The sequence below is a fragment of the Candidatus Pelagibacter sp. HIMB1593 genome (genome assembly GCF_052047755.1).
GTDB lineage: Bacteria > Pseudomonadota > Alphaproteobacteria > Pelagibacterales > Pelagibacteraceae > Pelagibacter.
In genome coordinates this window covers 1,343,568-1,365,615 of sequence record NZ_JBNAJK010000001.1, presented here as the reverse complement: position 1 = coordinate 1,365,615, position 22,048 = coordinate 1,343,568, and the positions used below count along the sequence as shown (strand labels likewise).

Here is a 22,048-nt window from a genome sequence, read left to right as displayed (position 1 = left end):
ATTTGACGCACCTATTTCTTCAATTATAAGTAGGCTTTATAATCAACTAAATATTCTGTAAGAGATAAATATGTTCTCCTTTTTAAAAAAGAAAAAAATTGTTTCACATATTAAATTAAATGGCGTCATTGGTAATGCTGGTAAATTTAAGCAAGGTATTGATTTTGCAGGACAGGAAGAAATTATTAAAAAAGCTTTTTCACTAAAAAAAGCTGCTGCAGTAGCAATATCAATTAATTCTCCAGGAGGTTCACCTGTACAGTCACATTTAATTTATAGTTTTATTCGTCAGCAAGCTAAAAAAAGTAATAAGAAAGTTATTTTTTTTGCAGAAGATGTTGCTGCATCTGGGGGATATCTTATCTCATGTGCTGGAGATGAAATTTATGCAAATTCAAGTTCAATTATTGGGTCTATAGGGGTTATATATTCATCATTTGGTTTTACTGAATTAATCAAGAAAATAGGCGTTGAGAGAAGAGTTCACACAGCTGGAAAGAATAAGAGCACACTTGATCCTTTTATGGAAGAAAAGGAAGAAGACATTCAAAGACTAAAAAATATTCAATTAGATTTACACCAAGATTTCATAAATGTTGTTGAAAAAAGTCGTGGAGCAAAATTAAATAAAACAGAAGTAGAATTATTTTCTGGTGAATTTTGGTCAGGTTCAAGAGCTAAGAAATTAGGATTAATAGATGGCATAGGAGATGCACATGAAATCTTAAAAGAAAAGTATGGTGAAGATGTTGTAATTAAAAAATTTGAAAAAACAAAAGGGTGGTTAAGTCAAAAACTTTCATCTTCAAATCATATTGACCAATTTGCAAATATTTTAGATGAAAGATCAATCTGGCAAAGATATGGTTTCTAAATCAAAAGAAAAAATTCTTACATTTCAAGATACAATTTTAAATCTTCAAAAGTTTTGGAGCAAAAAGGGATGTGTAGTTCTCCAACCTTATGACATGGAAGTAGGAGCAGGTACATTTCATCCAGCAACTACATTGAGGTCATTAGGGACTAAACCTTGGAAGACAGCATATGTGCAGCCATCAAGAAGACCTACAGATGGAAGGTATGGAGATAATCCAAATAGACTTCAACATTATTATCAGTTTCAAGTTCTTATAAAACCTTCACCTGAAAATATTAAAAAACTTTACCTTAATAGTTTATCATCTATAGGAATTAATCATTCAGATCATGATATTAGATTTGTAGAAGACGACTGGGAAAGTCCAACATTGGGCGCTGCTGGTCTTGGTTGGGAGGTATGGTGTGATGGCATGGAAATTACTCAATTTACTTATTTTCAACAGATGGCAGGATTTGAGTGCAAACCTGTTTCTGTAGAAATTACATATGGATTAGAAAGAATATGTATGTTTATTCAGCAGCAAAAAAATGTCTACGATCTGTTATGGAATGATGATGGTGTAAAATATAAAGAAGTATTTCATCAAGCTGAGAGAGAATTTTCGGCATATAATTTTGAACATGCAAATGTAGAGTCACTTTTTAAAATGTTTGATATGCACGAGTTGGAAGCAAAGTCATTAGTTGAAAAAAAAATTTCACTACCAGCTTACGATCAATGTTTAAAAGCAAGTCATGTATTTAATATATTAGATGCACGTGGAGCAATTAGCGTTGCTCAAAGAGCAGGATATATTGCAAGAATAAGAGATATTACAAAAGCAGCTGCTAGTATTTGGTTAGATAGTCAAAAATAATGTCTGAATTTTTCTTAGAATTGTTTAGCGAGGAAATACCTTCAAATTTACAAAAAAATTTAAGAGAAAATTTACTAAAAAGTTTTAATGAATTTTTTTTAGAAAAATCTATTAAATTTAAAAAAAGTTCGTCTTACTCAACACCCAATAGGTTGTTAATTTTGTTTGAGGGGGTTGAAAAGAAGATAGTTTTAAAATCTGAGGAAATAAAAGGTCCGAGTACAAGGTCTCCGGATGCTGCGCTGGAGGGATTTGCGAGATCAAATGCTGTTTCAAAAAAAGAATTGTTCATAAAAAAAACAGATAAAGGTGAGTTCTATTTTTACAAAACTAGATCAAAAAAATTAGATACTCATACTTTATTAGAAGGAGCCATACCTCAAATACTGAATAAAATTCAATGGAAAAAATCAATGAAATGGTCAAATTATGAACTATTATGGGGTAGGCCGTTAAAATCTATCTTATCCATCTTTGATAAAAAAAAACTAAATTTTAAATTTCATCATTTCATTTCATCTAACTCGACATTTATAGATAAAGAATTTGAAGAAAAGAAAAAACTATTTTCAGACTTTAAAACATATAAAAATTTTTTTAAAAAAATGGATATACTTATCGATCACACTGAGAGAAAAGATTTAATAGAAAAAAAATTCGATATTATTTTAAAAAAAAGAAATATAAATATTGATATCAATCCCAAGCTTCTTCAGGAAGTAGTCGATTTAACTGACCAACCTAACGTAATTGTTTGTGAATTTGATAAAAAATTTTTAAATATACCCAAAGAGATTTTAATACTAACCATGCAATATCACCAAAAGTATTTTCCTACTTTTGATAAAAAAGGAAACATTACAAATCAATTTTTGGTAGTAGCAAACAATAAAGATAAAAAAGGATTAATTAAACTAGGAAATGAAAGAGTAGTTGAAGCAAGATTAAGTGATGCAGAATTTTTCTGGCAGAAAGATAAAGCTCAAAACATGGTCAAAAAAATTTCTGATTTAAAATTAATGAATTATTTCAAAGGTCTTGGAAATTATTTTGATAAAGCTCAAAGAGTGAGAAAGCTTGGTGCTAACATTTCTGACGAGTTATTAATTAGCAAAGAAAAAGTAGAATTATCAGCATCTATAAGCAAAGTAGACTTGTTATCTGAATTGGTTGGTGAATTTCCAGAACTTCAAGGAATTATGGGAGGTTATTTTGCAAATGAGCAAGGTTTTGATAAAGAAATATCACTTGCTGTTAGTGAGCAATATTTACCCGTTGGATCTGGAACAAAAATTCCAAAAAAACCTTATAGCATTGCTTTATCCTTAGCTGACAAGATTGATACTTTAGTTGGATTTTTTGGAGTAAACCAAAAACCAACAAGTTCCAAGGATCCTTTTGCCTTAAGAAGATTAGCATTAGGGATTGTTAGAATTATGATTGAAAATAAAAAAGATTTTAAAATTAGAGATTTAATAAATTATTCCTCAATTTTGTATCAGGATCAAGGATTTGAATTTGAGAATAAATTTTTACAAAAAGAATTACTAGATTTTTTATTAGAGAGATTGAAATATTATATGAAGGAGGAAAATATCCGAAACGATATAATACAAGCTTCAATTAGTTCTTTTAACTTAGATGAATCTGTAATTATTTTTAATAAAGCAAAAAATTTAAATAAAGTAATAAATAAACAAAACGGAATAGATATTATTGCAAGTTATAAAAGAGCATCAAATATTCTAGAAAGTGAGCTAAAAAAAGATAAAATCGAATTATCTAATACAACCGACCCTGGTATTTTTAAAACTGAGCTTGAAAAAAATTTATTTAAAAAAATTAATGAATTGAGGAAATATTTTTCTAGTATTAATAATGATGAAAATTTTGTTCAAACATTGGACAATTTAGCAAGTATTAAAAGAGAGGTATTTGATTTTTTTGATAATGTAATTGTGAATGAGGATGATCTGATAATTAAGAAAAATAGGCTAGAACTAATTCAAATGATGTGTAAAACATTCGACAATTATGTTAACTTTTCTTTAATCGAGTCTAGCTAATGACGAAACTCATATTAAACTTTAATTCGAAACAATCTAGAAGTATTAAAAATCCAAAAAATTTTTTAGGTGGCAAAGGTGCTAATCTTTCTGAAATGGGCAGAATGGGTTTGCCAGTTCCTCCTGGTTTTACAATATCTACTAAAGTTTGTGAGATTTTTTATAAAGACAAGAAAAAATTGAATAAAAATTTAATTTCTCAAATTAAAAAAGAATTAAAAAATATAGAAAAAGATGTTTCTAAAAAATTTGGAGACTTAAAAAATCCTTTGTTATTATCGGTTAGATCGGGTGCCAGAGTATCTATGCCAGGAATGATGGACACAATTCTTAATTTAGGTTTAAATGATAAAACAGTAAACGCGTTAGCTTTGAAAACTTCCAATGGGCGATTTGCCAAAGATAGTTATAGACGGTTTATTCAAATGTATGGAAACGTTGTGATGGGTGTTGAGGGTTATCATTTTGAAGAGTTAATTGAAAATTATAAATTAACAAAAGGTGTTTTGTTAGATACGGACTTAGATGAAAATGATTGGGATGGTTTAATTGAAGATTTTAAAAGAACTGTAAAGGAAAAAACAAAAAAAGAATTTCCTCAAGATGTGTTTCAACAACTATTTGGAGCAATTAGTGCTGTATTTTTATCATGGGAAAGTAATAGAGCAAAAGTCTATAGAAAATTAAATCAAATACCAGCAGAATGGGGAACAGCAGTCAACGTTCAATCAATGGTTTTTGGTAATATGGGTGATGATTGTGCTACTGGAGTTGTATTTACAAGAAATCCATCAGATGGATCAAACGAGATATATGGTGAGTACTTAATTAATGCACAAGGCGAGGACGTTGTTGCTGGTACAAGAACACCTCAATATATAACGAAGAAGGCAAGAAAAAATGCTAAAGTTGAAGAACCTTCAATGGAGGAGTCATTGCCAAAAGTTTTCAAAGAATTAAAAAAAATTTTAAAAAAATTGGAAAAACATTACAAAGATATGCAAGATGTAGAATTTACAGTTGAGAATAATAAACTGTGGATGCTTCAAACTAGATCAGGAAAACGAACTGCAAAATCTGCGGTAAAGATTGCAGTTGATATGGTTAAGGAAAAATTAATATCAAAAAAAGAAGCAGTATTAAGAATTGATCCAAATTCTTTAGATACACTTTTGCACCCTACACTTGATGAAAAGAGTACAATCAATGTTATAGCAAATGGTTTACCTGCTTCACCAGGTGCAGCGAGTGGGAAAGTGGTATTTACTTCAGAGGAAGCAGAAAGATTAACATCGATGATGCAAGACACTATCTTGGTAAGAGTAGAAACGTCACCTGAGGATATACAAGGAATGCATGCTGCAAAAGGAATTTTGACGGCTAGAGGAGGAATGACGAGTCATGCTGCAGTAGTTGCAAGGGGCATGGGAAGACCATGCGTATCTGGTTCTAGTGAAATTGATATAAATTATGAGATGAAGACATTTAAAACATCTTCAATGGAAATTAAAGAAGGGGATGTCATTACTATAGATGGATCAACAGGTAGAATTATATCAGGAAGTGTGGCAACAGTTAAACCAGAGATATCTGGAGATTTTTCCAAGATAATGACTTGGGCAGATAGTTTTCGAAAATTAAATATTAGAACAAATTCTGAAACACCCAAGGATACTAAAACAGCAAAAGATTTTGGAGCAGAAGGAATTGGTCTTTGCAGAACAGAACACATGTTTTTTGATGAAGAAAGAATTTTATCAGTAAGGGAAATGATTTTATCAAAGACTAAAGAAGATAGATCAATTGCATTAAAAAAACTTTTACCTCATCAAAAAAAAGATTTTATAGAAATATTTAAAATTATGAGTGGATTGCCAGTAACAGTAAGATTGTTAGATCCACCTCTTCACGAGTTTTTGCCTCGAACAGATAAAGAAATTAATGAAGTTGCAAATATTGTTAATCTTCCAGTAAAAGAAGTAGAGTCTAGAATTGATGAATTGCATGAACAAAATCCCATGTTGGGTCATAGGGGATGTAGACTTGGAATATCTTTTCCTGAAATATATGAAATGCAATGTAGAGCAATATTTGAAGCTCTAGCAGAGCTCAAAAAAGAAAAAATTAGATCTGCTTTTCCAGAAATTATGATCCCATTAGTATCTACTGAAGCAGAAATAAAAATTATGAAAGATTTAGTAATTAGAATTGCAGGTGAAGTTCAAAAAGAGCATAAATTAAAAATTGAGTTTATGGTAGGTACAATGATTGAGCTTCCTAGAGCGGCTATAAAAGCCAAAGATATTGCAAAACATGCTGAATTTTTTAGCTTTGGAACTAATGATTTAACTCAAACTACATTTGGAATAAGCAGAGATGATAGTGGAAAATTTTTAAATGATTATATAGATAATAAAATTTTTTCAATTGATCCGTTTATTTCGATAGATGATGGAGTTGGAGATTTAATCAAAATAGCTGTTGAAAAGGGAAAAAGTCAAAATAAAAATATTAAACTTGGAATTTGTGGAGAACACGGTGGTGATCCTAACAGTATTTTATTTTGCTCAAAAGCTGGATTAAATTACGTTTCTTGTTCTCCATACAGAGTTCCTGTAGCAAGATTGGCTGCTGCACAAGCTGAATTAAAAGATAAATAGAGAGAGTTTTATGAAGGGATACAGATTTATTACAGATGATGACACATCAAAATTTTGTCACCGTGTTACTGAGGCATTGTCAAATGGTTGGACTTTATATGGAGAGCCAAAAATGACATTTGATAAAAAGAGAGGTGTTATGCGTTGTGGACAAGCAGTAATAAAAAATTCACCTAAAAAAAAATACTCAAAAAAAATTAATTTATCATCAATTTAAAGTAGGGGGCGTTCTGTTGCCAGGTGCCCCGGACCCCGTGCTTAATTAACTAAGTTAATTATGCAGCAAGTGCGTAACTTTCGTTAGCAATTATAAATTAGCCCGTTACGGTGGAACAATCCCGAACGAAAGAATAGCCTTTAGTCACCCGTCGATTCTAGTTCACCCCCGTAAGTTGTAATGGTGGAGGTGGTGGGTACTGCCCCCACGTCCGCAATGGTTATTACGAAATTCGTTTATCGTCGTAGTTGGAAATCCAACATTAATAATATAAAAGTAATTACAACAGATTCAATAACAATCATGAAATTAACAAAAGAACAATCAGAAGAAATAAAAAACCAGCAATCCCAAAGCAATCAAACTAAAAGAGTTACCGCTCCAGAGCTTGAAAAAATACTCTATGAAGCGCTGCCAGCACTAGATCATGGATTTGTAAGAGTAGTTGATTATATGGGTGATGACACGTCTATAGTTCAGTCAGCTAGAGTATCTTATGGAAAAGGGACAAAGCAAGTTTCAACAGATAAAGGTTTAATAAAATATTTGATGAGACATTGGCACAGCACGCCATTTGAAATGTGTGAAATAAAATATCATATTAAACTTCCAATATTTATTGCAAGGCAGTGGATCAGACATAGAACTGCCAACGTAAATGAATACTCTGCAAGATATTCAATTTTAGATAAAGAATTTTATTTACCTACTAAAGAAAATTTAGCAGCGCAATCTACTAGCAACCGACAAGGAAGAGGAGATGTCCTTGAAGGAAAACAAGCAGAAGAAGTTTTAGAACTTTTGAAAAGTGATGCAGAGAGAACTTATGACAATTATGAAACAATGCTTAATGAAAGATATGATGGTTCAACAATTGACGAGAACAAAAAAGGATTAGCAAGAGAACTTGCAAGAATGAACCTAACATTAAATACTTATACTCAGTGGTATTGGAAAACTGATTTATTAAATTTAATGAACTTTTTAAGGTTAAGAGCTGATAGTCACGCTCAGTATGAAATTAGAGTTTATGCAGACATAATGTTGGATACAGTTAAAAAATGGGTACCGATAACTTATGATGCATTTATGGATTACAGAGTAGGAGGAACAGAGGTTTCTGCTAAGGGAAAAGTTATAATTCAAAAACTTATTAAAGGTGAAAATGTAGATGTTGAAAGCTCAGGTCTATCTAAAAGAGAATGGAATGAATTAATGGCTGCTTTTGATCTTAAAGATAAGTTGATTTAATCTTCTCAGCAAAATCTAGATATATTTTTGAAATCTCATGGTCTGGGTTTGATTCGACTATTGGTTTTCCTTGATCACCAGAATACCCAACATCAGGATTTATTGGTATTTCACCTAAAAAATCTTTTTGAAATTCTTCTGCTGTTTTTTTTACTCCACCTTCTCCAAAAATTTTGTACTTCTTTCCATCATCTCCAACAAAAAAACTCATGTTATCAACTAGACCTAAAATTTTAACTCCAAGCTTATCAAACATTTTAATCCCTCTTTTTACATCCAAAAGAGCAACTTCTTGTGGAGTTGATACTATGATTGCACCATCCATTTTAATTTCTTGTGAAAAAGTTAATTGAGTGTCACCAGTTCCTGGAGGCATATCAACAATTATAAAATCTAAATCTTTCCAATTAACCTTCTGAGTAAAAGTTTTAATTGCACTCGTCACCATTGGACCACGCCAAATCATTGGAGTTTGCTGATCTGCTAAAAATCCAATTGACATACATTGAATGTCATATTTTGTTATGGGGTCTAATTTTTGACCGTCACTTTTTGGCTTTTCATTAATATCAAACATTTTTGGAATTGAAGGGCCATAAATATCAGCATCTAACAATCCAACTTTGCATCCAACTTTTTTTAAAGCCAAAGCAAGATTCGTTGCAAATGTAGATTTACCTACACCACCTTTTGCACTTGATATAGCAATAGTAAACTTAGTTCCTAGAATTGGATTTTTTGTAAAAACTCTAGGCTCCACCTTCTTTTTCATTGCGTCACTTAGTTCTGGCTTTTTATCTGACATAAAACTATCCTTACTTGTTTTTTGCGATAAAGACACTATATACTTTGACATATGTCAGATGATTTCAGAGGCAGAGGCCCATGGGGAACACCTCCAGGAGGTAGTAGCGGAGGCAATGGTTCAGGAAGAGGACCAACACCACCAAACGTAGATGAAATCATCAGAGAGTTTCAAGATAAAATAAGAAAGTTTTTACCTGGTGGAAAATCTTCAGGTGGAAAGTCTATAGGATTAATTTTATTAGTCTTAGCCTTTGTATGGCTTGCAAGTGGGCTTTATAGAGTATTACCTGACGAACAAGGGGTTGTTCTTAGATTTGGAAAATTTGTTAAAACTACTCAACCTGGATTGAACTATCATATTCCTTTTCCAGTTGAGACTGTTCAAACTCCAAAAGTAACAAAAGTAAATAGAATCGACATTGGATTTAGGTCTGAAAGAGATAGTGGTTTTTCTACAGGTGGAGGAGTTGCAGATGTTCCTCAAGAAAGTTTAATGCTTACTGGTGATGAAAACATTGTAAACATCGATTTTTCGGTATTTTGGGTTATCAAAGATGCTGGAAATTTTTTGTTTAAAATTCAGGACCCTGTAGGAACTGTTAAAGCAGCTGCAGAAACAGCAATGAGAGAAGTAATTGCTAAAAGTGATATTCAACCAATATTAACAGAAGGTAGATCAAGTATTGAGATTGAAACTCAAGAAATTATTCAAAGCATTTTAGATGATTATGAAAGTGGAGTACAAATTACTCAAGTACAAACGCAAAAAGCTGATCCACCTGATCAAGTAATTGATGCATTTAGAGATGTTCAAGCTGCAAGAGCAGATATGGAAAGATCTAAAAACGAAGCTGAAGCTTATGCAAACGATGTGATCCCAAGAGCAAGAGGGGAAGCACAGAAAATTTTACAAGCTGCAGAAGCTTATAAAAAAGAAGTTGTTGCTAAAGCTGAAGGTGAAGCTAGTAGATTTTTAGCAATTTACAATGAGTATGCTAAAGCAAAACAAGTTACACAAGAAAGAATGTTTTTAGAGACAATGGAAACGGTTTTAGCAGATATAAATAAAATTATCATAGATAAAGAGTCTGGTTCAGGTGTGGTTCCTTACTTACCGTTACCAGAATTAAAAAAGAAAGAGACAAATTAAATGAAAGCTGGAAAAATAGTAGCTGGAATATTAGTTTTAATTGGTGTTGTAGCGTTCCTATCAGTAATTATAGTCAAAGAAGTTAATCAAGCGATAATTCTTCAATTTGGTGATCCAAAAAGAATTATAATGAAACCAGGCTTGAACTTTAAGATTCCATTTATTCAAAACGTTGTTTATTTAGATAAAAGGATTTTAAATTTAGATACCCCGCCAGAGGAAGTAATTGCATCTGACCAAAAAAGATTGATTGTTGATGCTTTTGCGAGATTTCAAATAGTTGATCCTTTGAAATTTTATATTTCTGTTGGAGACGAAAGGGTTGCAAGATCAAGATTATCTACGATTATAAACTCAAGAATTAGAAATGTTTTGGGTCAAGAAGAATTACAAACTTTGCTATCACAAGATAGATCAAAACAAATGTCCTTGATTAAAGATGGAGTTAATAACGAAGCGCAAAATTTTGGAATAAATATTGTAGATGTAAGAATAAAAAGAGCTGATCTTCCTACAGCAAACAGTGATGCAATTTACAGAAGAATGCAGACCGAGAGGGAAAGAGAAGCAAAGGAATTCAGAGCAAAAGGTGCTGAGATGGCAGTAACAATTACTTCGACTGCTGACAAAGAAGTAACCGTGATATTAGCAGATGCTCAAAAACAATCAGAAATTATGAAGGGAGAAGGTGACGGTGAAAGAAATAAAATCTTTGCAGATGCTTTCGGACAAGACCCTGAATTCTTTTCTTTCTACAGATCAATGCAATCTTATAGTAAAGCGTTTACTGCAGGTGAAACCTCAATGATCTTGTCTCCAGATAGTGAATTTTTTAAATTTTTTGGAAATACAACTCCCGATATTAAACAATAATTTTTAGATGAATGAGCTAGTCATAGCTTTTGGTCTTTTTTTATTTATAGAGGGAATTTTATATGCCTTATTTCCAGCAAAAATGAAAAGTATGCTTAAAAAACTTGAACTTGTTAAAGATAGTCAATTAAGATCAGGTGGACTTATTTTTGCAGTTATAGGTTTTGTGATTATTTATTTTATTAAAAGTTAATATGAAAAAATTAAAATTTATTATTTTAACAATTATATTTTCTTTAAGTTTTTCATTACAATCAAACTCTAGGCCTGTTCCAGCATCATTTGCAGACCTTGCAGAAAAATTAATGCCTTCTGTAGTAAATATTTCTACATCAACTACTGTAGTTACAAACAATAACTCTTTTCCATTTCAATTCCCTCCAGGTTCTCCATTTGAAGATATGTTTAAAGAATTTGGAACCCCACAAGAGAGAAAATCAGCAGCTTTGGGGTCTGGATTTATTATAGATGAGAAGGGAGTGGTGGTTACAAATAATCACGTAATTCAGGATGCTGATGATATTATTGTTAGAGTTAACGGAGACCAAGAATATAAAGCAAAAGTGCTTGGCGCCGATCCTTTGATGGATATTGCGGTATTACAATTAGACACAGAAGATAAATTTAAACCAGTTGGCTTTGGAGACTCTGATAAAGCTCGAATTGGTGATTGGGTTTTAGCTATTGGAAATCCATTTGGTCTTGGGGGAACAGTAACTGCTGGAATTATTTCAGCAAGGAATAGATCAATTGGATTATCAAGATATGAAGATTTTATTCAAACAGATGCATCAATAAATTCAGGAAATTCAGGTGGACCTTTATTCGACATGAATGGAAATGTGATTGGAATTAACACAGCAATTTTAGGGAGAAATGGTTCTATTGGTATAGGATTTTCAATTCCATCAAACAGTGCTCAACAAGTAATAAAACAACTTATTGAGTTTGGTGAAACAAAAAGAGGTTGGTTAGGTGTAAGAATTCAAGATGTAACAAAAGAAATTGCTGAAGTTGAGCAGCTAGATAAACCAAGAGGTGCTTTAGTTGCAAGCGTTGCTGAAAATAGTCCCTCTGAAAAAGCAGGAATTCAGGCTGGGGATATTATTTTGGAGTTTAATGGAGTTGAGATTAAGCAAATGAAAGAGTTGCCAGCAATTGTTGCAAGAACAGAAGTTGGAAAAAATGTAGATGTAAAAATTTGGAGAAATAAAAAAGAAATAACTAAAAAGGTTTTGTTAGGAAGATTAGAAACCTCTGATGATTTTAAAGTAAGCGAAAATCCAAAAAAAGATGAAAATAATTCAGATGAAATTATTGAGAGTTTAAGAATATCAGTAAGACTTTTAACTAAAGAGGATATAAAAAACCGTAAATTACCCAATCAAACTACAGGATTAGTAATTACCAATATGGCTAATAACAGTCCTTTAGTAAATTCAATTGAGATAAATAGTGTTATTATTGAAGCTCAGAAGAAAAAAATTAAATCAGCAGATGATTTAAGAGACATTACTCAAAAAGCAATAAACTCAAATCAAAAAACTATTTTAATTGCAATTTATAACAATCAAAATCAACGAAGATACATTGGCGTTAAATTAGATTAGTAATGGATTTGAAATCCAAGATAATTTTAATTTCAGGACCCACAGCATCTGGAAAATCAAGTTTTGCAATTAAACTTGCAAAAAAAATTAAAGGAGAAATTGTTAATGCAGATAGTATGCAAGTTTATAAGCAACTTAAAATTTTGTCAGCAAGACCTAGCCCAAAAAATTATCAGTCAATAAAACATCATCTATATGGTTTCCAAGATGCAAAGAAAAGTTTTTCAACTGGTGATTGGCTTAAAATTGCAAATAAGAAAATAATTGAAGTTAAAAAAAGAAAGAAAATTCCAATTCTTGTAGGAGGAACTGGGCTTTACTTCAAAGCATTAACTGATGGTTTGGTTCAAATTCCAAACATTCCAATCAAATTTAGAAATCAAATTAGAAATCTAAACAAAAAAATTGGCCAAAATAAATTTTACAAGCAATTATTAAAACTTGACCCTCTTTCAAAAAATAAAATTAATTCAACTGATACTCAAAGGTCAATAAGAGCTTTTGAAGTTAAAAAGTTTACAAAAAAATCTCTTCATGATTGGTTTAAAAGTACCAAATCAAATTATTTAGAAAAGGATTTCTTAAAAATTTATATCGATTACCCTCGTGAAGAGTTAGTTAAAAGAATTCATCAAAGAACTGGGAAAATGATTAGAATGGGCGCTGTGAATGAGGTTAAAAGATTTCTAAAACTAAAAATTAACAGGCAGATGACTGCATGCAAAGCAATTGGAATAAATGAAATTCAGGAATATTTAGCAAAAGAAAAAAAAATTGATGAAATCAAAGAAAAAATATCAATAAAAACTAGACAATACGCCAAAAGACAAAGCACATGGGCTCGAGGACATATGAGCGATTGGGTTAAATTGAATCCATCTGAGATAAATAAATTTTTAAAAAAAATTTAAATTTTTTATACTTAACCTTGACCAATTAGCACAACTTCAGCTAGATTGCGAAATGCCAAAATTATTAAGCGGAGCAGAAATCGTATTTAAGTGTCTAGAGGACCAAGACGTAAACCATATTTTTGGTTATCCCGGTGGTGCTGTACTGCCAATATATGATGAATTAAAAAATCATCCATCTATTAAACATATTCTTGTAAGACACGAGCAAGGTGCAGGTCATGCAGCAGAAGGTTATGCGAGATCATCTGGTAAACCTGGTGTTGTTCTGGTTACATCAGGCCCTGGTGCTACTAATGTAGTCACTGCTTTAACTGATGCATATATGGATTCAGTTCCAATGGTTTGTATCTCGGGTCAAGTTCCAACACACCTAATTGGTACGGATGCATTTCAAGAATGTGATACAACAGGAATAACAAGACCATGTACAAAGCATAACTGGTTGGTAAAAGATATTAATGATCTTTCAGATGTTATGCATGAAGCGTTCAAAGTTGCAACAACTGGAAGACCTGGTCCAGTATTAATTGATATTCCAAAGGATATTCAATTTGCAAAAGCAAAATATAAAAAACCAAAAAAAGAAAAAAGTTTAAATAGCAAATCACATAATAAGTTTTCAGCTGATGAAATTGACCAATTAATTAATTTAATTAATAAAGCAAAGAGACCAATAATTTATAGTGGTGGGGGCGTAATTAATTCAGGACCAAAAGCAAGTGAAGCTCTAAGAAAATTTGTTGAACTAACAGGATTTCCAATTACTTCAACTTTGCAAGGTCTAGGTGCTTATCCTGGAGATGATAATCAGTTTTTAGGAATGCTAGGAATGCACGGAACATATGAAGCAAACAACGCAATGCATGACTGTGATTTATTAATAAACATTGGTGCAAGATTTGATGACCGTATCACTGGAAAAATTGATGAGTTCTCTCCTAATTCAAAAAAAGTTCATATTGATATTGATCCGTCATCAATTAATAAAATTATTAAAGTAGATCTAGCAATCGTAGGTGATGTAACGAAAGTAATTGATAAAGTAAATAAAACAATTATTAAAAAGAAAAATGGCAACGGTAAATCAAATAAACCTAATATTGCAAAATGGTGGGAACAAATTCAAAAATGGAGAAACAAAAATTCTTTGAATTTCATAAATAGTGAAGATAGCATAAAACCTCAGCATGCTGTTCAAAGACTCTATGAATTAACAAAAAATAAAGACACTTATGTAACAACAGAAGTGGGTCAGCATCAAATGTGGGCTGCTCAACATTATAAATTTAACAAACCAAATAGATGGATGACTTCAGGAGGATTAGGAACAATGGGTTATGGATTACCTGCAGCTGTTGGAGTTCAAGTAGCTCATCCAGAAAAATTAGTTATTGATATTGCTGGAGAAGCTTCAGTTTTAATGACAATGCAAGAGATGTCTACAGCTGTTCAATATAACTTACCAATAAAGATATTTATTTTGAACAATCAGTACATGGGAATGGTAAGACAATGGCAAGAGTTACTTCATGAAAAAAATTATTCTGAGAGTTACTCAGAAGCACTACCAGATTTTATGAAAATGGCCGATGCATATGGTTGTAAAGGAATTAAAGCCGATGATCCATTAGAGCTTGATGAAAAAATTCAAGAAATGGTTGACCATAATGGCCCTGTTATTTTTGATTGTCATGTGGATCCAAATGAAAACTGTTTTCCAATGATACCATCTGGCAAACCTCATAACCAAATGATACTTGGACCAAACGATCAAGAGAATAAAATAAAAGGAAAAGGCAAAGCCTTAGTTTAATCAAAATGCCAAAATCAAAGTCAGCTTATAGCTCTCCATCTATAAAACAAAAATCAGATACGTATATTTTTGTAGTTTGGGTAGATAATGAAGCGGGTGTTCTTGCAAGGGTGGTTGGCCTGTTTTCTGGTAGAGGTTATAATATTGAGTCTTTGGCGGTAGCAGAAATTGATGCTATCAAAAACATATCCAGAATAACAATTGTAACAACTGGAACACCACAAGTAATTGACCAGATTAGACTGCAATTAACCAAATTAGTTCCTGTACACAAAGTTGCTGAATTTAAAAGAGACGATAAAGATGTGATTTTTAAAGAGATGGCTTTATTTAAAATTGTAGGTAAAAAAAATAAAATTGAAAAATGTTTAAATGCTTGTAAAAAATTTAACCCAGTAGTATTGGATGAAACAAAATCATCTGCAGTTATTCAAATAACAGCACTTAGAAGAGAGATTGATAAAATGAACAAAAAATTAAAACCCTTGGGACTTATAAGCACTTCAAGAACAGGGGCTGTTGCAATGACAAGAGGTGCAAAAATTTTTAACTAATTAATAGGAGATAAATTATGAAAATGTTTTATGAAAAAGATGCAGATGTAGATTTAATTAAAAATAAAAAAATTGCGATTTTTGGTTACGGAAGCCAAGGCCACGCTCATGCACTCAATCTAAAGGATAGCGGAGTTAAAGAGATAGTTGTTGCTTTAAGAGAAGGATCATCAAGTGTTGCTAAAGCAGAATCAAAAGGTTTAAAAGTAATGAATTTATCTGATGCAGCTGCTTGGGCAGATGTTGTTATGATATTAACTCCAGACGAATTACAAGCTGAAATTTATAAAAACCATATCGAACAAAGAGTAAGAGAGGGAACAAGCATTGCTTTCGCCCATGGTTTAAATGTTCACTATGATTTAATTAAAGCAAGAAAAGATTTAGATGTGTTTATGGTTGCTCCGAAAGGGCCTGGTCATTTAGTAAGAAGTGAATATGAAAAAGGTGGTGGAGTTCCATGTTTGTTTGCAGTTCATCAAGATGGATCTGGTAAAGCAAGAGATTTAGCTCTTTCCTATGCTTCAGCAGTAGGTGGTGGAAGATCAGGTATCATTGAAACTACTTTCAAAGACGAAGTTGAAACAGATTTATTTGGTGAACAAACTGTTTTATGTGGTGGTTTAGTTGAACTAATTAAAAATGGATATGAAACTTTAGTTGAGGCTGGGTATGAACCAGAGATGGCATATTTCGAAACAGTTCATGAGGTAAAATTAATTGTTGATTTAATTTATGAAGGTGGAATTGCAAATATGAATTATTCAATTTCAAATACAGCTGAATATGGTGAGTATCAATCTGGTCCAAGAATTATCAATAAGGAAGAAACAAAGAAAAGAATGAAAGAAGTTTTGGCAGATATTCAATCAGGTAAATTTACTAAAGAGTGGATGGATGAGTGCAAAACTGGTCAAAAAAACTTCTTAGCAACTAGAGCAAAATTAGCTGAGCATTCTGTTGAAAAGGTTGGTGCAGAGCTTAGAGCTATGATGCCTTGGATTAGTAAGAAAAAATTAGTTGATAGCGATAAAAGCTAAATTTCTTAGCTAATTTATCACTACTATAATCTAATTATTTCACTTATACTTTTTAAATAAATTTAAAATATGAGGGTAAAAATGAATATTAAAAATATAATCAAAATATTGTCATTGGTTTTAGTATTTGGATTTTCTTCTGCATCAGCTCAAACAATTAAATGGTCTATGCAAGGAGACAGTTTAACGCTAGACCCACATGCACAAAATGAGGGTCCAACTACTCAAGTATCTAGACAAGTTTATGAAGCACTTGTTGAAAGAGGTTTAGATATGAAAATAGGACCTGCATTAGCTACAAAATGGAAAGCAATTGATCCAAACAATTGGATATTTACTTTGAGAGAAGACGCTAGATTTTCTGATGGTTCAGGAATGACATCCGAGGATGTTGTTTTTAGTATTTTAAGAGCCAAACAAAGAACATCTGATTTTAAAGAATATATTAGCACCATATCTGGTGTAGAAGCAGTCGGAGATTATGCTGTTAAAATTACAACAAGTAAACCAAATCCAATTCTTTTAAATCAATTGTCAAACATTTTTATAATGTCCAAAGCTTGGTCTGAGAAAAATTTTGCTATGGCACCTCAAAACTGGGACGCTGGGCAAGAAACATTTTCAGCTGTAAATGCAATGGGAACTGGACCTTTTAGAATAACAAAAAGAGAACCTAACACTAAGACAGTATTTAAGAAAAATAAATACTGGTGGGGAGAAATGAAAGACAAAGGTCTTTCATCTATAGAGTTACTACCTATTAAAAATGCAGCAACAAGAGTAGCAGCATTATTGTCAGGTGAAATTGATTTAGTAACAGATGCACCAGTACAAGACCTAGCTAGAATTGGTTTTTCTCCAAGTACTAAAGTTGAAAGTACCGCTCAAATGAGAACAATTTTCTTAGGAATGGATCAAGCTGCAGAGAAGTTAAGAACAGGAAACACTGGTGATAATCCTTTCAAGAAAAAAGAAGTTAGACAAGCACTTTATCAAGCAATTGATATTGAAGCCATTAAGAAAAAAGTTATGAGAGGTTTAAGTGAACCTGCAGGTATAATTACTTTCCCAGGTGTAAATGGTTATACAGCTGAACTTGATAAAAGACTACCTTATGATCCTGAAGCTTCTAAAAAATTATTAGCTGAAGCTGGATATCCTAATGGATTTGAAGTTGAGTTAAGATGTCCTAACGATAGGTATGTAAATGACGAAGCTATTTGTACAGCAGTTGTTGGAATGTTGGGTAAAGTAGGTGTTAAAGTTAATTTATTTGCTCAAACAAAAAGTAAACACTTCAAGGAGCTAAAAGATAATCAAGGTGATTTCTATATGCTAGGCTGGGGTGTTCCAACTTTAGATAGTCACTACGTTTTTCATTATTTATATGAAACAGGTGCTAGTTGGAACAGAGTTAACTTTAGTAACGCTGAAGTAGATGCTGCAATTAGAGTAATGGAAGGTGAAGTAGATTTAGAAAAAAGAAATGCTGCAATTGCAAAAGCTTGGAAAATTGTAAAAGATGATATTTCTTATCTTCCTTTGCACCACCAAGTAATTTCTTGGGCGTCTAAAAACAATGTTAGTGTTCCGATAAGACCTAACAATGAGCCATTATTTAAATTTGCCGTTTACGGTTCTAAATAAATAAAAATTATTACAAGCCCTTTAGTTTTCTAAAGGGCTTGTGAACATTAAATCCTCTTAACTTGATAAAATATTTCTTTAAAAGACTATTCCAATCAGCTTTGGTGATGCTTGTAGTTGCCTTTGTTTCTTTCTCTCTTTTTAATTTTGTTGGAGACCCAATAAACAACATGGTTGGGGAGGAAACTTCTGATGAAGAAAGGGCTGAATTGAGGGAAACTCTGGGATTAATGGATCCAATCCATATTCAATTTTCTAGGTTTGTGGTTAATGCTTCTAAGGGAGAATTTGGCATATCTTATCAATTAAGAAGACCTGTATCCGAATTAATTACTGAAAGATTGCCGGCTACAATTGAACTTGTAGTAATTTCGGCTTTAATAGCTTTGATAACTGGAACTCTTTTAGGTGTTTACACTGGTATTCATAGGAAAGGTTTTTTGAGTGACTTTATCTTGGCAGTATCTTTACTTGGAGTGTCTCTCCCCACATTTGTAATAGGTATATTATTTATATATTTATTTGCTGTAATTTTAGGAGTGTTACCCTCATTTGGAAGAGGAGAAGTGGTTGATCTAGGATTTTGGACAACAGGTTTTTTGACAGTTTCAGGTCTTAAAGCAATAATTCTTCCATCAGTTACATTAAGTCTTTTTCAAATGACATATATCATCAGGTTAGTGAGAGCTGAAATGATGGAAATTTTACAAACTGATTACATAAAATTTGCTCGAGCACGTGGAATTAGTGAAGACAGTATTAAATACAAACATGCACTAAAAAATGGCTTGATACCTGTAATAACTATTGCTGGAATTAACATCGGAACCTTAATTGCGTTTTCAATTATAACAGAAACTGTTTTTCAATGGCCTGGTATGGGTTTTTTATTCATCCAAGCTGTTCAGTTTGTAGATATACCAATCATGTCAGCATATTTAGTTTTTATCGCATTTGTTTTTGTGATGATAAATTTTATTGTAGATATTCTTTATTATTTCATTGATCCGAGAATCAGAATTAAGGGAGACACTGCAAGTGGATAATAATTTAAATATGACAAGATGGGAAAGAATTAAGGATAGTGACATTTATCACAGCTTTATTAAATCTCCGACAGCAATTATATCTTCGGCTATTTTATTCATAATTTTCTTCTGTTCTTTTTTTATTGAATTTTTAACACCATATACACCTTTTGATCCATCATCTTTATCCTTAATGGATGCATTTACACCCCCTTCTTGGACAGAAGATGGTTTGGCACAATTTATTCTAGGAACAGATGGTCAAGGAAGAGATATGTTATCAACCATATTATATGGATGTAGAATATCTCTTATTGTTGGTTTTGCTGCAATTATATTTAGTCTAGTTCTTGGTGTTGGTTTAGGATTAACAGCTGGATATTTTGGTGGCAAATATGAAATGGTAGTAATGAGGCTAACAGATGTTCAGTTAACTGTACCAAGTATATTGATGGCACTCTTGGTTGATGGAATTGCAAGAGGATTAATTTCAAGAGAAATGCATGATGAAATGGCGATCTATGTTTTGATTTTTGCTATTGGGATTTCTGAATGGCCACAATTTGCTAGAGTATCAAGAGCAGCAACTTTAGTTGAAAAAAATAAAGACTACGTATCTGCATCAACAATTATTGGTGTTTCAAACATTGCGATAATGTTTAAACATATTCTTCCAAACATCATGAGACCTGTTTTGGTCATTGGAACAATTGGTTTAGCCCTTGCTATCTTGGCAGAGTCGACTTTAAGTTTTTTAGGTGTTGGGGTTCCTCCAACAACTCCTTCTTTAGGAACCTTAATAAGATTAGGTAATGATTTTTTATTTTCAGGAGAATGGTGGATTACATTTTTCCCAGCAATTTTTTTGGTAATTTTAGCTTTTTCAATTAATTTATTAGGAGATTGGATGAGGGACACTTTAAATCCAAAATTAAAAAAATGAGTTTTTTAAAAATAAATAATTTAAGTGTTGATTATAAAATGCGTAAAGAGACTGTTTACGCAGCCAAAAACGTTAATATTGAGGTAAATAAAGGTGAAATTTTAGGATTAGTTGGAGAGTCTGGTTCTGGAAAAAGTACTGTTGGAAACGCTATAATTAATTTAATTGATGAGCCAGGAAAAGTATCGAGCGGCTCAGTAATTTTGGGAAACTTAAATATTCATGGAAATTCAGAGAGTATAATTAAATATCGAGGAAATAAAATTGGATTAATATTTCAAGACCCACAAACATCTTTAAATCCAATATTAACAGTTGGTGAGCAATTAATTGAAACTATACAAACTCATCTAAATTTAAACAAAGAGGAAGCAAAAAATAAATCTATTAATTTATTAAAGGAAGTTGGAATTAAGGATGCTGAAAAAAGATTTAATGATTATCCTCATCAGTTTTCAGGAGGAATGAGACAAAGAGTGGTTATTTCTTTGGCCTTATGTTGTGAACCGGAATTATTAATTGCCGATGAACCTACTACTGCTCTAGATGTTTCCATTCAATCACAGATTTTAGATTTAATTAAAAAACTAACAAAAGAAAGAAATTTAGCTGTGATTTTAATCACTCATGATATGGGTGTAATAGCAGAAACAGCTAATCGTGTAGCTGTGATGAAAAGCGGGGATTTAGTCGAAATTGGCGAGACAAAAAAAATTTTAACAACTCCTCAACAAAGTTATACCAAGAGTCTTGTGAGTTCGGTTCCACCTACGAATAAGAAAATTTCTAGATTTGTAATAGTAGAAAAAGAAAACAAAAATAAACAAAATAATATCAAAATATTGAATAGATGGACTAAAAAAGAAATTATCAATCAAGATTTAGTACAAGTAAAAAATCTCAATAAAAGTTTTGATGATAATTTTTTTACAGAAAATTCTAAAAATTCTGTATTAGCTGTAAATAATGTTTCATTTGAAATAAAAGAAGGTGAATCATTTGGACTAGTAGGTGAAAGTGGAAGTGGAAAATCTACTATTGCAAAAATGATTGTGAATTTATTTAAACCTTCTTCAGGAGATATATTTTTTGATAAAACTTGCATTACAAAAATAAAAAATAGATCAGAATTAATGAAATTTAGGAAACAAATACAAATGATATTTCAAGATCCCTATTCATCATTAAATAGTAGATTGAAAGTAAAAGATATAATTGCTGAGCCTATTAGACTTCACAACCCTTCTATTTCTAACTCAGATCTAAATAATTATATAAATGACTTATTAGACTCAGTTGAAATGACTCAAAAATCAGCAAATAGATATCCACATGAATTTTCTGGCGGTCAAAGACAAAGAATCTCGATTGCAAGAGCTTTAGCAACACAGCCAAGGCTCTTAGTTTGTGATGAACCCACATCTGCACTAGACGTTAGTATTCAAGCACAAATATTAAATTTGTTAAAAGATCTTCAAGAGCAATTAAATTTAACAATTTTATTTATTAGCCATGACTTACCGGTTGTAAGACAAATGTGTGATAGAATTGGAGTTCTAAAAGATGGCAAGTTATGTGAAGTTTCAAATACTGAAGATTTATTTTTGAACCCTAGCCATGAATACACAAAGGAACTTTTACACTTGATGCCTAAAATTGAGTCTATTTATAATTAATTTTTGTATCACCTAAAATTGACGAAAAAATTTATCTATTTATACTAATTATTTTGCAATCTC

19 protein-coding genes and 1 other RNA gene are annotated in these 22,048 nt (G+C 31.7%); 18 read left to right on the top strand and 2 right to left on the bottom strand.

Features of this window, described 5'->3' with window-relative positions:
• Positions 1-70: 70 nt before the first annotated feature.
• Genes ACTTA0_RS07210 through ACTTA0_RS07190 form a run of 5 tightly spaced genes read left to right on the top strand, consistent with a single transcriptional unit; the run spans position 71 to position 6,679 of the window.
• On the top strand, positions 71-874 hold the full coding sequence (locus tag ACTTA0_RS07210) for a S49 family peptidase (RefSeq protein WP_440634243.1): 804 nt from the start codon (positions 71-73) through the stop codon (positions 872-874).
• A complete protein-coding gene (locus ACTTA0_RS07205; protein ID WP_440676570.1) occupies positions 840-1,736 on the top strand; it encodes a glycine--tRNA ligase subunit alpha in 897 nt (298 codons plus the stop codon). The genes ACTTA0_RS07210 and ACTTA0_RS07205 overlap by 35 nt, the downstream gene beginning before the upstream one ends.
• Positions 1,736-3,802, top strand: coding sequence for a glycine--tRNA ligase subunit beta (gene glyS / locus ACTTA0_RS07200; RefSeq protein WP_440676569.1), 2,067 nt, complete (start codon positions 1,736-1,738; stop codon positions 3,800-3,802). The genes ACTTA0_RS07205 and glyS overlap by 1 nt, the downstream gene beginning before the upstream one ends.
• Positions 3,802-6,462: a pyruvate, phosphate dikinase gene (gene ppdK / locus ACTTA0_RS07195; protein ID WP_440676568.1), complete on the top strand. Its 2,661-nt coding sequence runs from the start codon at positions 3,802-3,804 to the stop codon at positions 6,460-6,462. The genes glyS and ppdK overlap by 1 nt, the downstream gene beginning before the upstream one ends.
• Positions 6,463-6,472: 10 nt before the next feature.
• Positions 6,473-6,679, top strand: a complete 207-nt coding sequence (locus tag ACTTA0_RS07190) for a DUF1737 domain-containing protein (protein ID WP_075506272.1) — start codon at positions 6,473-6,475, stop codon at positions 6,677-6,679.
• On the opposite strand, the gene ssrA is transcribed toward ACTTA0_RS07190, so the two are convergent.
• Positions 6,680-6,978, bottom strand: a transfer-messenger RNA (tmRNA) gene (gene ssrA / locus ACTTA0_RS07185).
• A 4-nt stretch (positions 6,979-6,982) separates the two neighbouring features.
• Here ssrA and thyX point away from each other — a divergent pair.
• The gene (gene thyX, locus ACTTA0_RS07180; protein WP_440614017.1) at positions 6,983-7,930 is read left to right on the top strand and encodes an FAD-dependent thymidylate synthase; all 948 of its coding nucleotides are present in this window, start codon (positions 6,983-6,985) and stop codon (positions 7,928-7,930) included.
• On the opposite strand, the gene ACTTA0_RS07175 is transcribed toward thyX, so the two are convergent.
• On the bottom strand, positions 7,911-8,735 hold the full coding sequence (locus ACTTA0_RS07175; RefSeq protein WP_440676567.1) for an Mrp/NBP35 family ATP-binding protein: 825 nt from the start codon (positions 8,733-8,735) through the stop codon (positions 7,911-7,913). The two genes, thyX and ACTTA0_RS07175, sit on opposite strands and share 20 nt — an antisense overlap.
• 51 nt (positions 8,736-8,786) lie before the next feature.
• Here ACTTA0_RS07175 and hflK point away from each other — a divergent pair, with 51 nt between their 5' ends.
• The 12 genes from hflK to ACTTA0_RS07115 all read left to right on the top strand — a co-directional run bounded on the left by hflK (position 8,787) and on the right by ACTTA0_RS07115 (position 21,985).
• Complete coding sequence (gene hflK, locus ACTTA0_RS07170) at positions 8,787-9,887, top strand: FtsH protease activity modulator HflK (RefSeq protein WP_440676566.1); 1,101 nt, start codon at positions 8,787-8,789, stop codon at positions 9,885-9,887.
• On the top strand, positions 9,888-10,760 hold the full coding sequence (hflC, locus tag ACTTA0_RS07165) for a protease modulator HflC (RefSeq protein WP_262590310.1): 873 nt from the start codon (positions 9,888-9,890) through the stop codon (positions 10,758-10,760). It begins immediately after the preceding gene.
• Between the two features lie 7 nt (positions 10,761-10,767).
• Entirely contained in the window at positions 10,768-10,953 is a 186-nt protein-coding gene (locus tag ACTTA0_RS07160; protein WP_075506268.1) for a DUF2065 domain-containing protein, read from the top strand.
• 1 nt (position 10,954) lies between these two features.
• Entirely contained in the window at positions 10,955-12,370 is a 1,416-nt protein-coding gene (locus tag ACTTA0_RS07155) for a Do family serine endopeptidase (RefSeq protein WP_440676565.1), read from the top strand.
• Between the two features lie 2 nt (positions 12,371-12,372).
• The gene (miaA, locus tag ACTTA0_RS07150; RefSeq protein ID WP_440676564.1) at positions 12,373-13,281 is read left to right on the top strand and encodes a tRNA (adenosine(37)-N6)-dimethylallyltransferase MiaA; all 909 of its coding nucleotides are present in this window, start codon (positions 12,373-12,375) and stop codon (positions 13,279-13,281) included.
• A 52-nt stretch (positions 13,282-13,333) separates the two neighbouring features.
• Positions 13,334-15,097 (top strand): acetolactate synthase 3 large subunit, encoded by a 1,764-nt coding sequence (locus ACTTA0_RS07145; protein ID WP_440676563.1) that lies wholly within the window; start codon positions 13,334-13,336, stop codon positions 15,095-15,097.
• Between the two features lie 5 nt (positions 15,098-15,102).
• Complete coding sequence (gene ilvN / locus ACTTA0_RS07140; RefSeq protein ID WP_075506264.1) at positions 15,103-15,651, top strand: acetolactate synthase small subunit; 549 nt, start codon at positions 15,103-15,105, stop codon at positions 15,649-15,651.
• 17 nt (positions 15,652-15,668) lie between these two features.
• Positions 15,669-16,691: a ketol-acid reductoisomerase gene (gene ilvC, locus ACTTA0_RS07135; RefSeq protein WP_075506263.1), complete on the top strand. Its 1,023-nt coding sequence runs from the start codon at positions 15,669-15,671 to the stop codon at positions 16,689-16,691.
• Positions 16,692-16,772: 81 nt separating this feature from the next.
• Positions 16,773-18,338 carry an ABC transporter substrate-binding protein gene (locus tag ACTTA0_RS07130; RefSeq protein ID WP_440676562.1) on the top strand — a complete coding sequence of 522 codons (1,566 nt, stop codon included), beginning with the start codon at positions 16,773-16,775 and terminating at the stop codon, positions 18,336-18,338.
• Positions 18,339-18,400: 62 nt separating this feature from the next.
• Entirely contained in the window at positions 18,401-19,384 is a 984-nt protein-coding gene (locus tag ACTTA0_RS07125; RefSeq protein WP_440676561.1) for an ABC transporter permease, read from the top strand.
• 10 nt (positions 19,385-19,394) lie between these two features.
• On the top strand, positions 19,395-20,309 hold the full coding sequence (locus tag ACTTA0_RS07120; RefSeq protein WP_440676635.1) for an ABC transporter permease: 915 nt from the start codon (positions 19,395-19,397) through the stop codon (positions 20,307-20,309).
• The gene (locus tag ACTTA0_RS07115) at positions 20,306-21,985 is read left to right on the top strand and encodes a dipeptide ABC transporter ATP-binding protein (protein ID WP_440676560.1); all 1,680 of its coding nucleotides are present in this window, start codon (positions 20,306-20,308) and stop codon (positions 21,983-21,985) included. The genes ACTTA0_RS07120 and ACTTA0_RS07115 overlap by 4 nt, the downstream gene beginning before the upstream one ends.
• Positions 21,986-22,048: the final 63 nt, after the last annotated feature.

Bases quoted from the DNA above. Each gene is read 5' to 3' on its own strand.
- thyX (WP_440614017.1), top strand. From the start codon at position 6,983: ATGAAATTAACAAAAGAACAATCAGAAGAAATAAAAAACCAGCAATCC.
- ACTTA0_RS07145 (WP_440676563.1), top strand. From the start codon at position 13,334: ATGCCAAAATTATTAAGCGGAGCAGAAATCGTATTTAAGTGTCTAGAG.
- ACTTA0_RS07190 (WP_075506272.1), top strand. From the start codon at position 6,473: ATGAAGGGATACAGATTTATTACAGATGATGACACATCAAAATTTTGT.
- ACTTA0_RS07175 (WP_440676567.1), bottom strand. From the start codon at position 8,735: ATGTCAGATAAAAAGCCAGAACTAAGTGACGCAATGAAAAAGAAGGTG.
- ilvN (WP_075506264.1), top strand. From the start codon at position 15,103: ATGCCAAAATCAAAGTCAGCTTATAGCTCTCCATCTATAAAACAAAAA.
- ACTTA0_RS07115 (WP_440676560.1), top strand. From the start codon at position 20,306: ATGAGTTTTTTAAAAATAAATAATTTAAGTGTTGATTATAAAATGCGT.
- ilvC (WP_075506263.1), top strand. From the start codon at position 15,669: ATGAAAATGTTTTATGAAAAAGATGCAGATGTAGATTTAATTAAAAAT.
- ppdK (WP_440676568.1), top strand. From the start codon at position 3,802: ATGACGAAACTCATATTAAACTTTAATTCGAAACAATCTAGAAGTATT.
- ACTTA0_RS07155 (WP_440676565.1), top strand. From the start codon at position 10,955: ATGAAAAAATTAAAATTTATTATTTTAACAATTATATTTTCTTTAAGT.
- miaA (WP_440676564.1), top strand. From the start codon at position 12,373: ATGGATTTGAAATCCAAGATAATTTTAATTTCAGGACCCACAGCATCT.
- ACTTA0_RS07210 (WP_440634243.1), top strand. From the start codon at position 71: ATGTTCTCCTTTTTAAAAAAGAAAAAAATTGTTTCACATATTAAATTA.
- glyS (WP_440676569.1), top strand. From the start codon at position 1,736: ATGTCTGAATTTTTCTTAGAATTGTTTAGCGAGGAAATACCTTCAAAT.
- ACTTA0_RS07160 (WP_075506268.1), top strand. From the start codon at position 10,768: ATGAATGAGCTAGTCATAGCTTTTGGTCTTTTTTTATTTATAGAGGGA.
- ACTTA0_RS07120 (WP_440676635.1), top strand. From the start codon at position 19,395: ATGACAAGATGGGAAAGAATTAAGGATAGTGACATTTATCACAGCTTT.
- hflK (WP_440676566.1), top strand. From the start codon at position 8,787: ATGTCAGATGATTTCAGAGGCAGAGGCCCATGGGGAACACCTCCAGGA.
- ACTTA0_RS07130 (WP_440676562.1), top strand. From the start codon at position 16,773: ATGAATATTAAAAATATAATCAAAATATTGTCATTGGTTTTAGTATTT.
- hflC (WP_262590310.1), top strand. From the start codon at position 9,888: ATGAAAGCTGGAAAAATAGTAGCTGGAATATTAGTTTTAATTGGTGTT.
- ACTTA0_RS07205 (WP_440676570.1), top strand. From the start codon at position 840: ATGAAAGATCAATCTGGCAAAGATATGGTTTCTAAATCAAAAGAAAAA.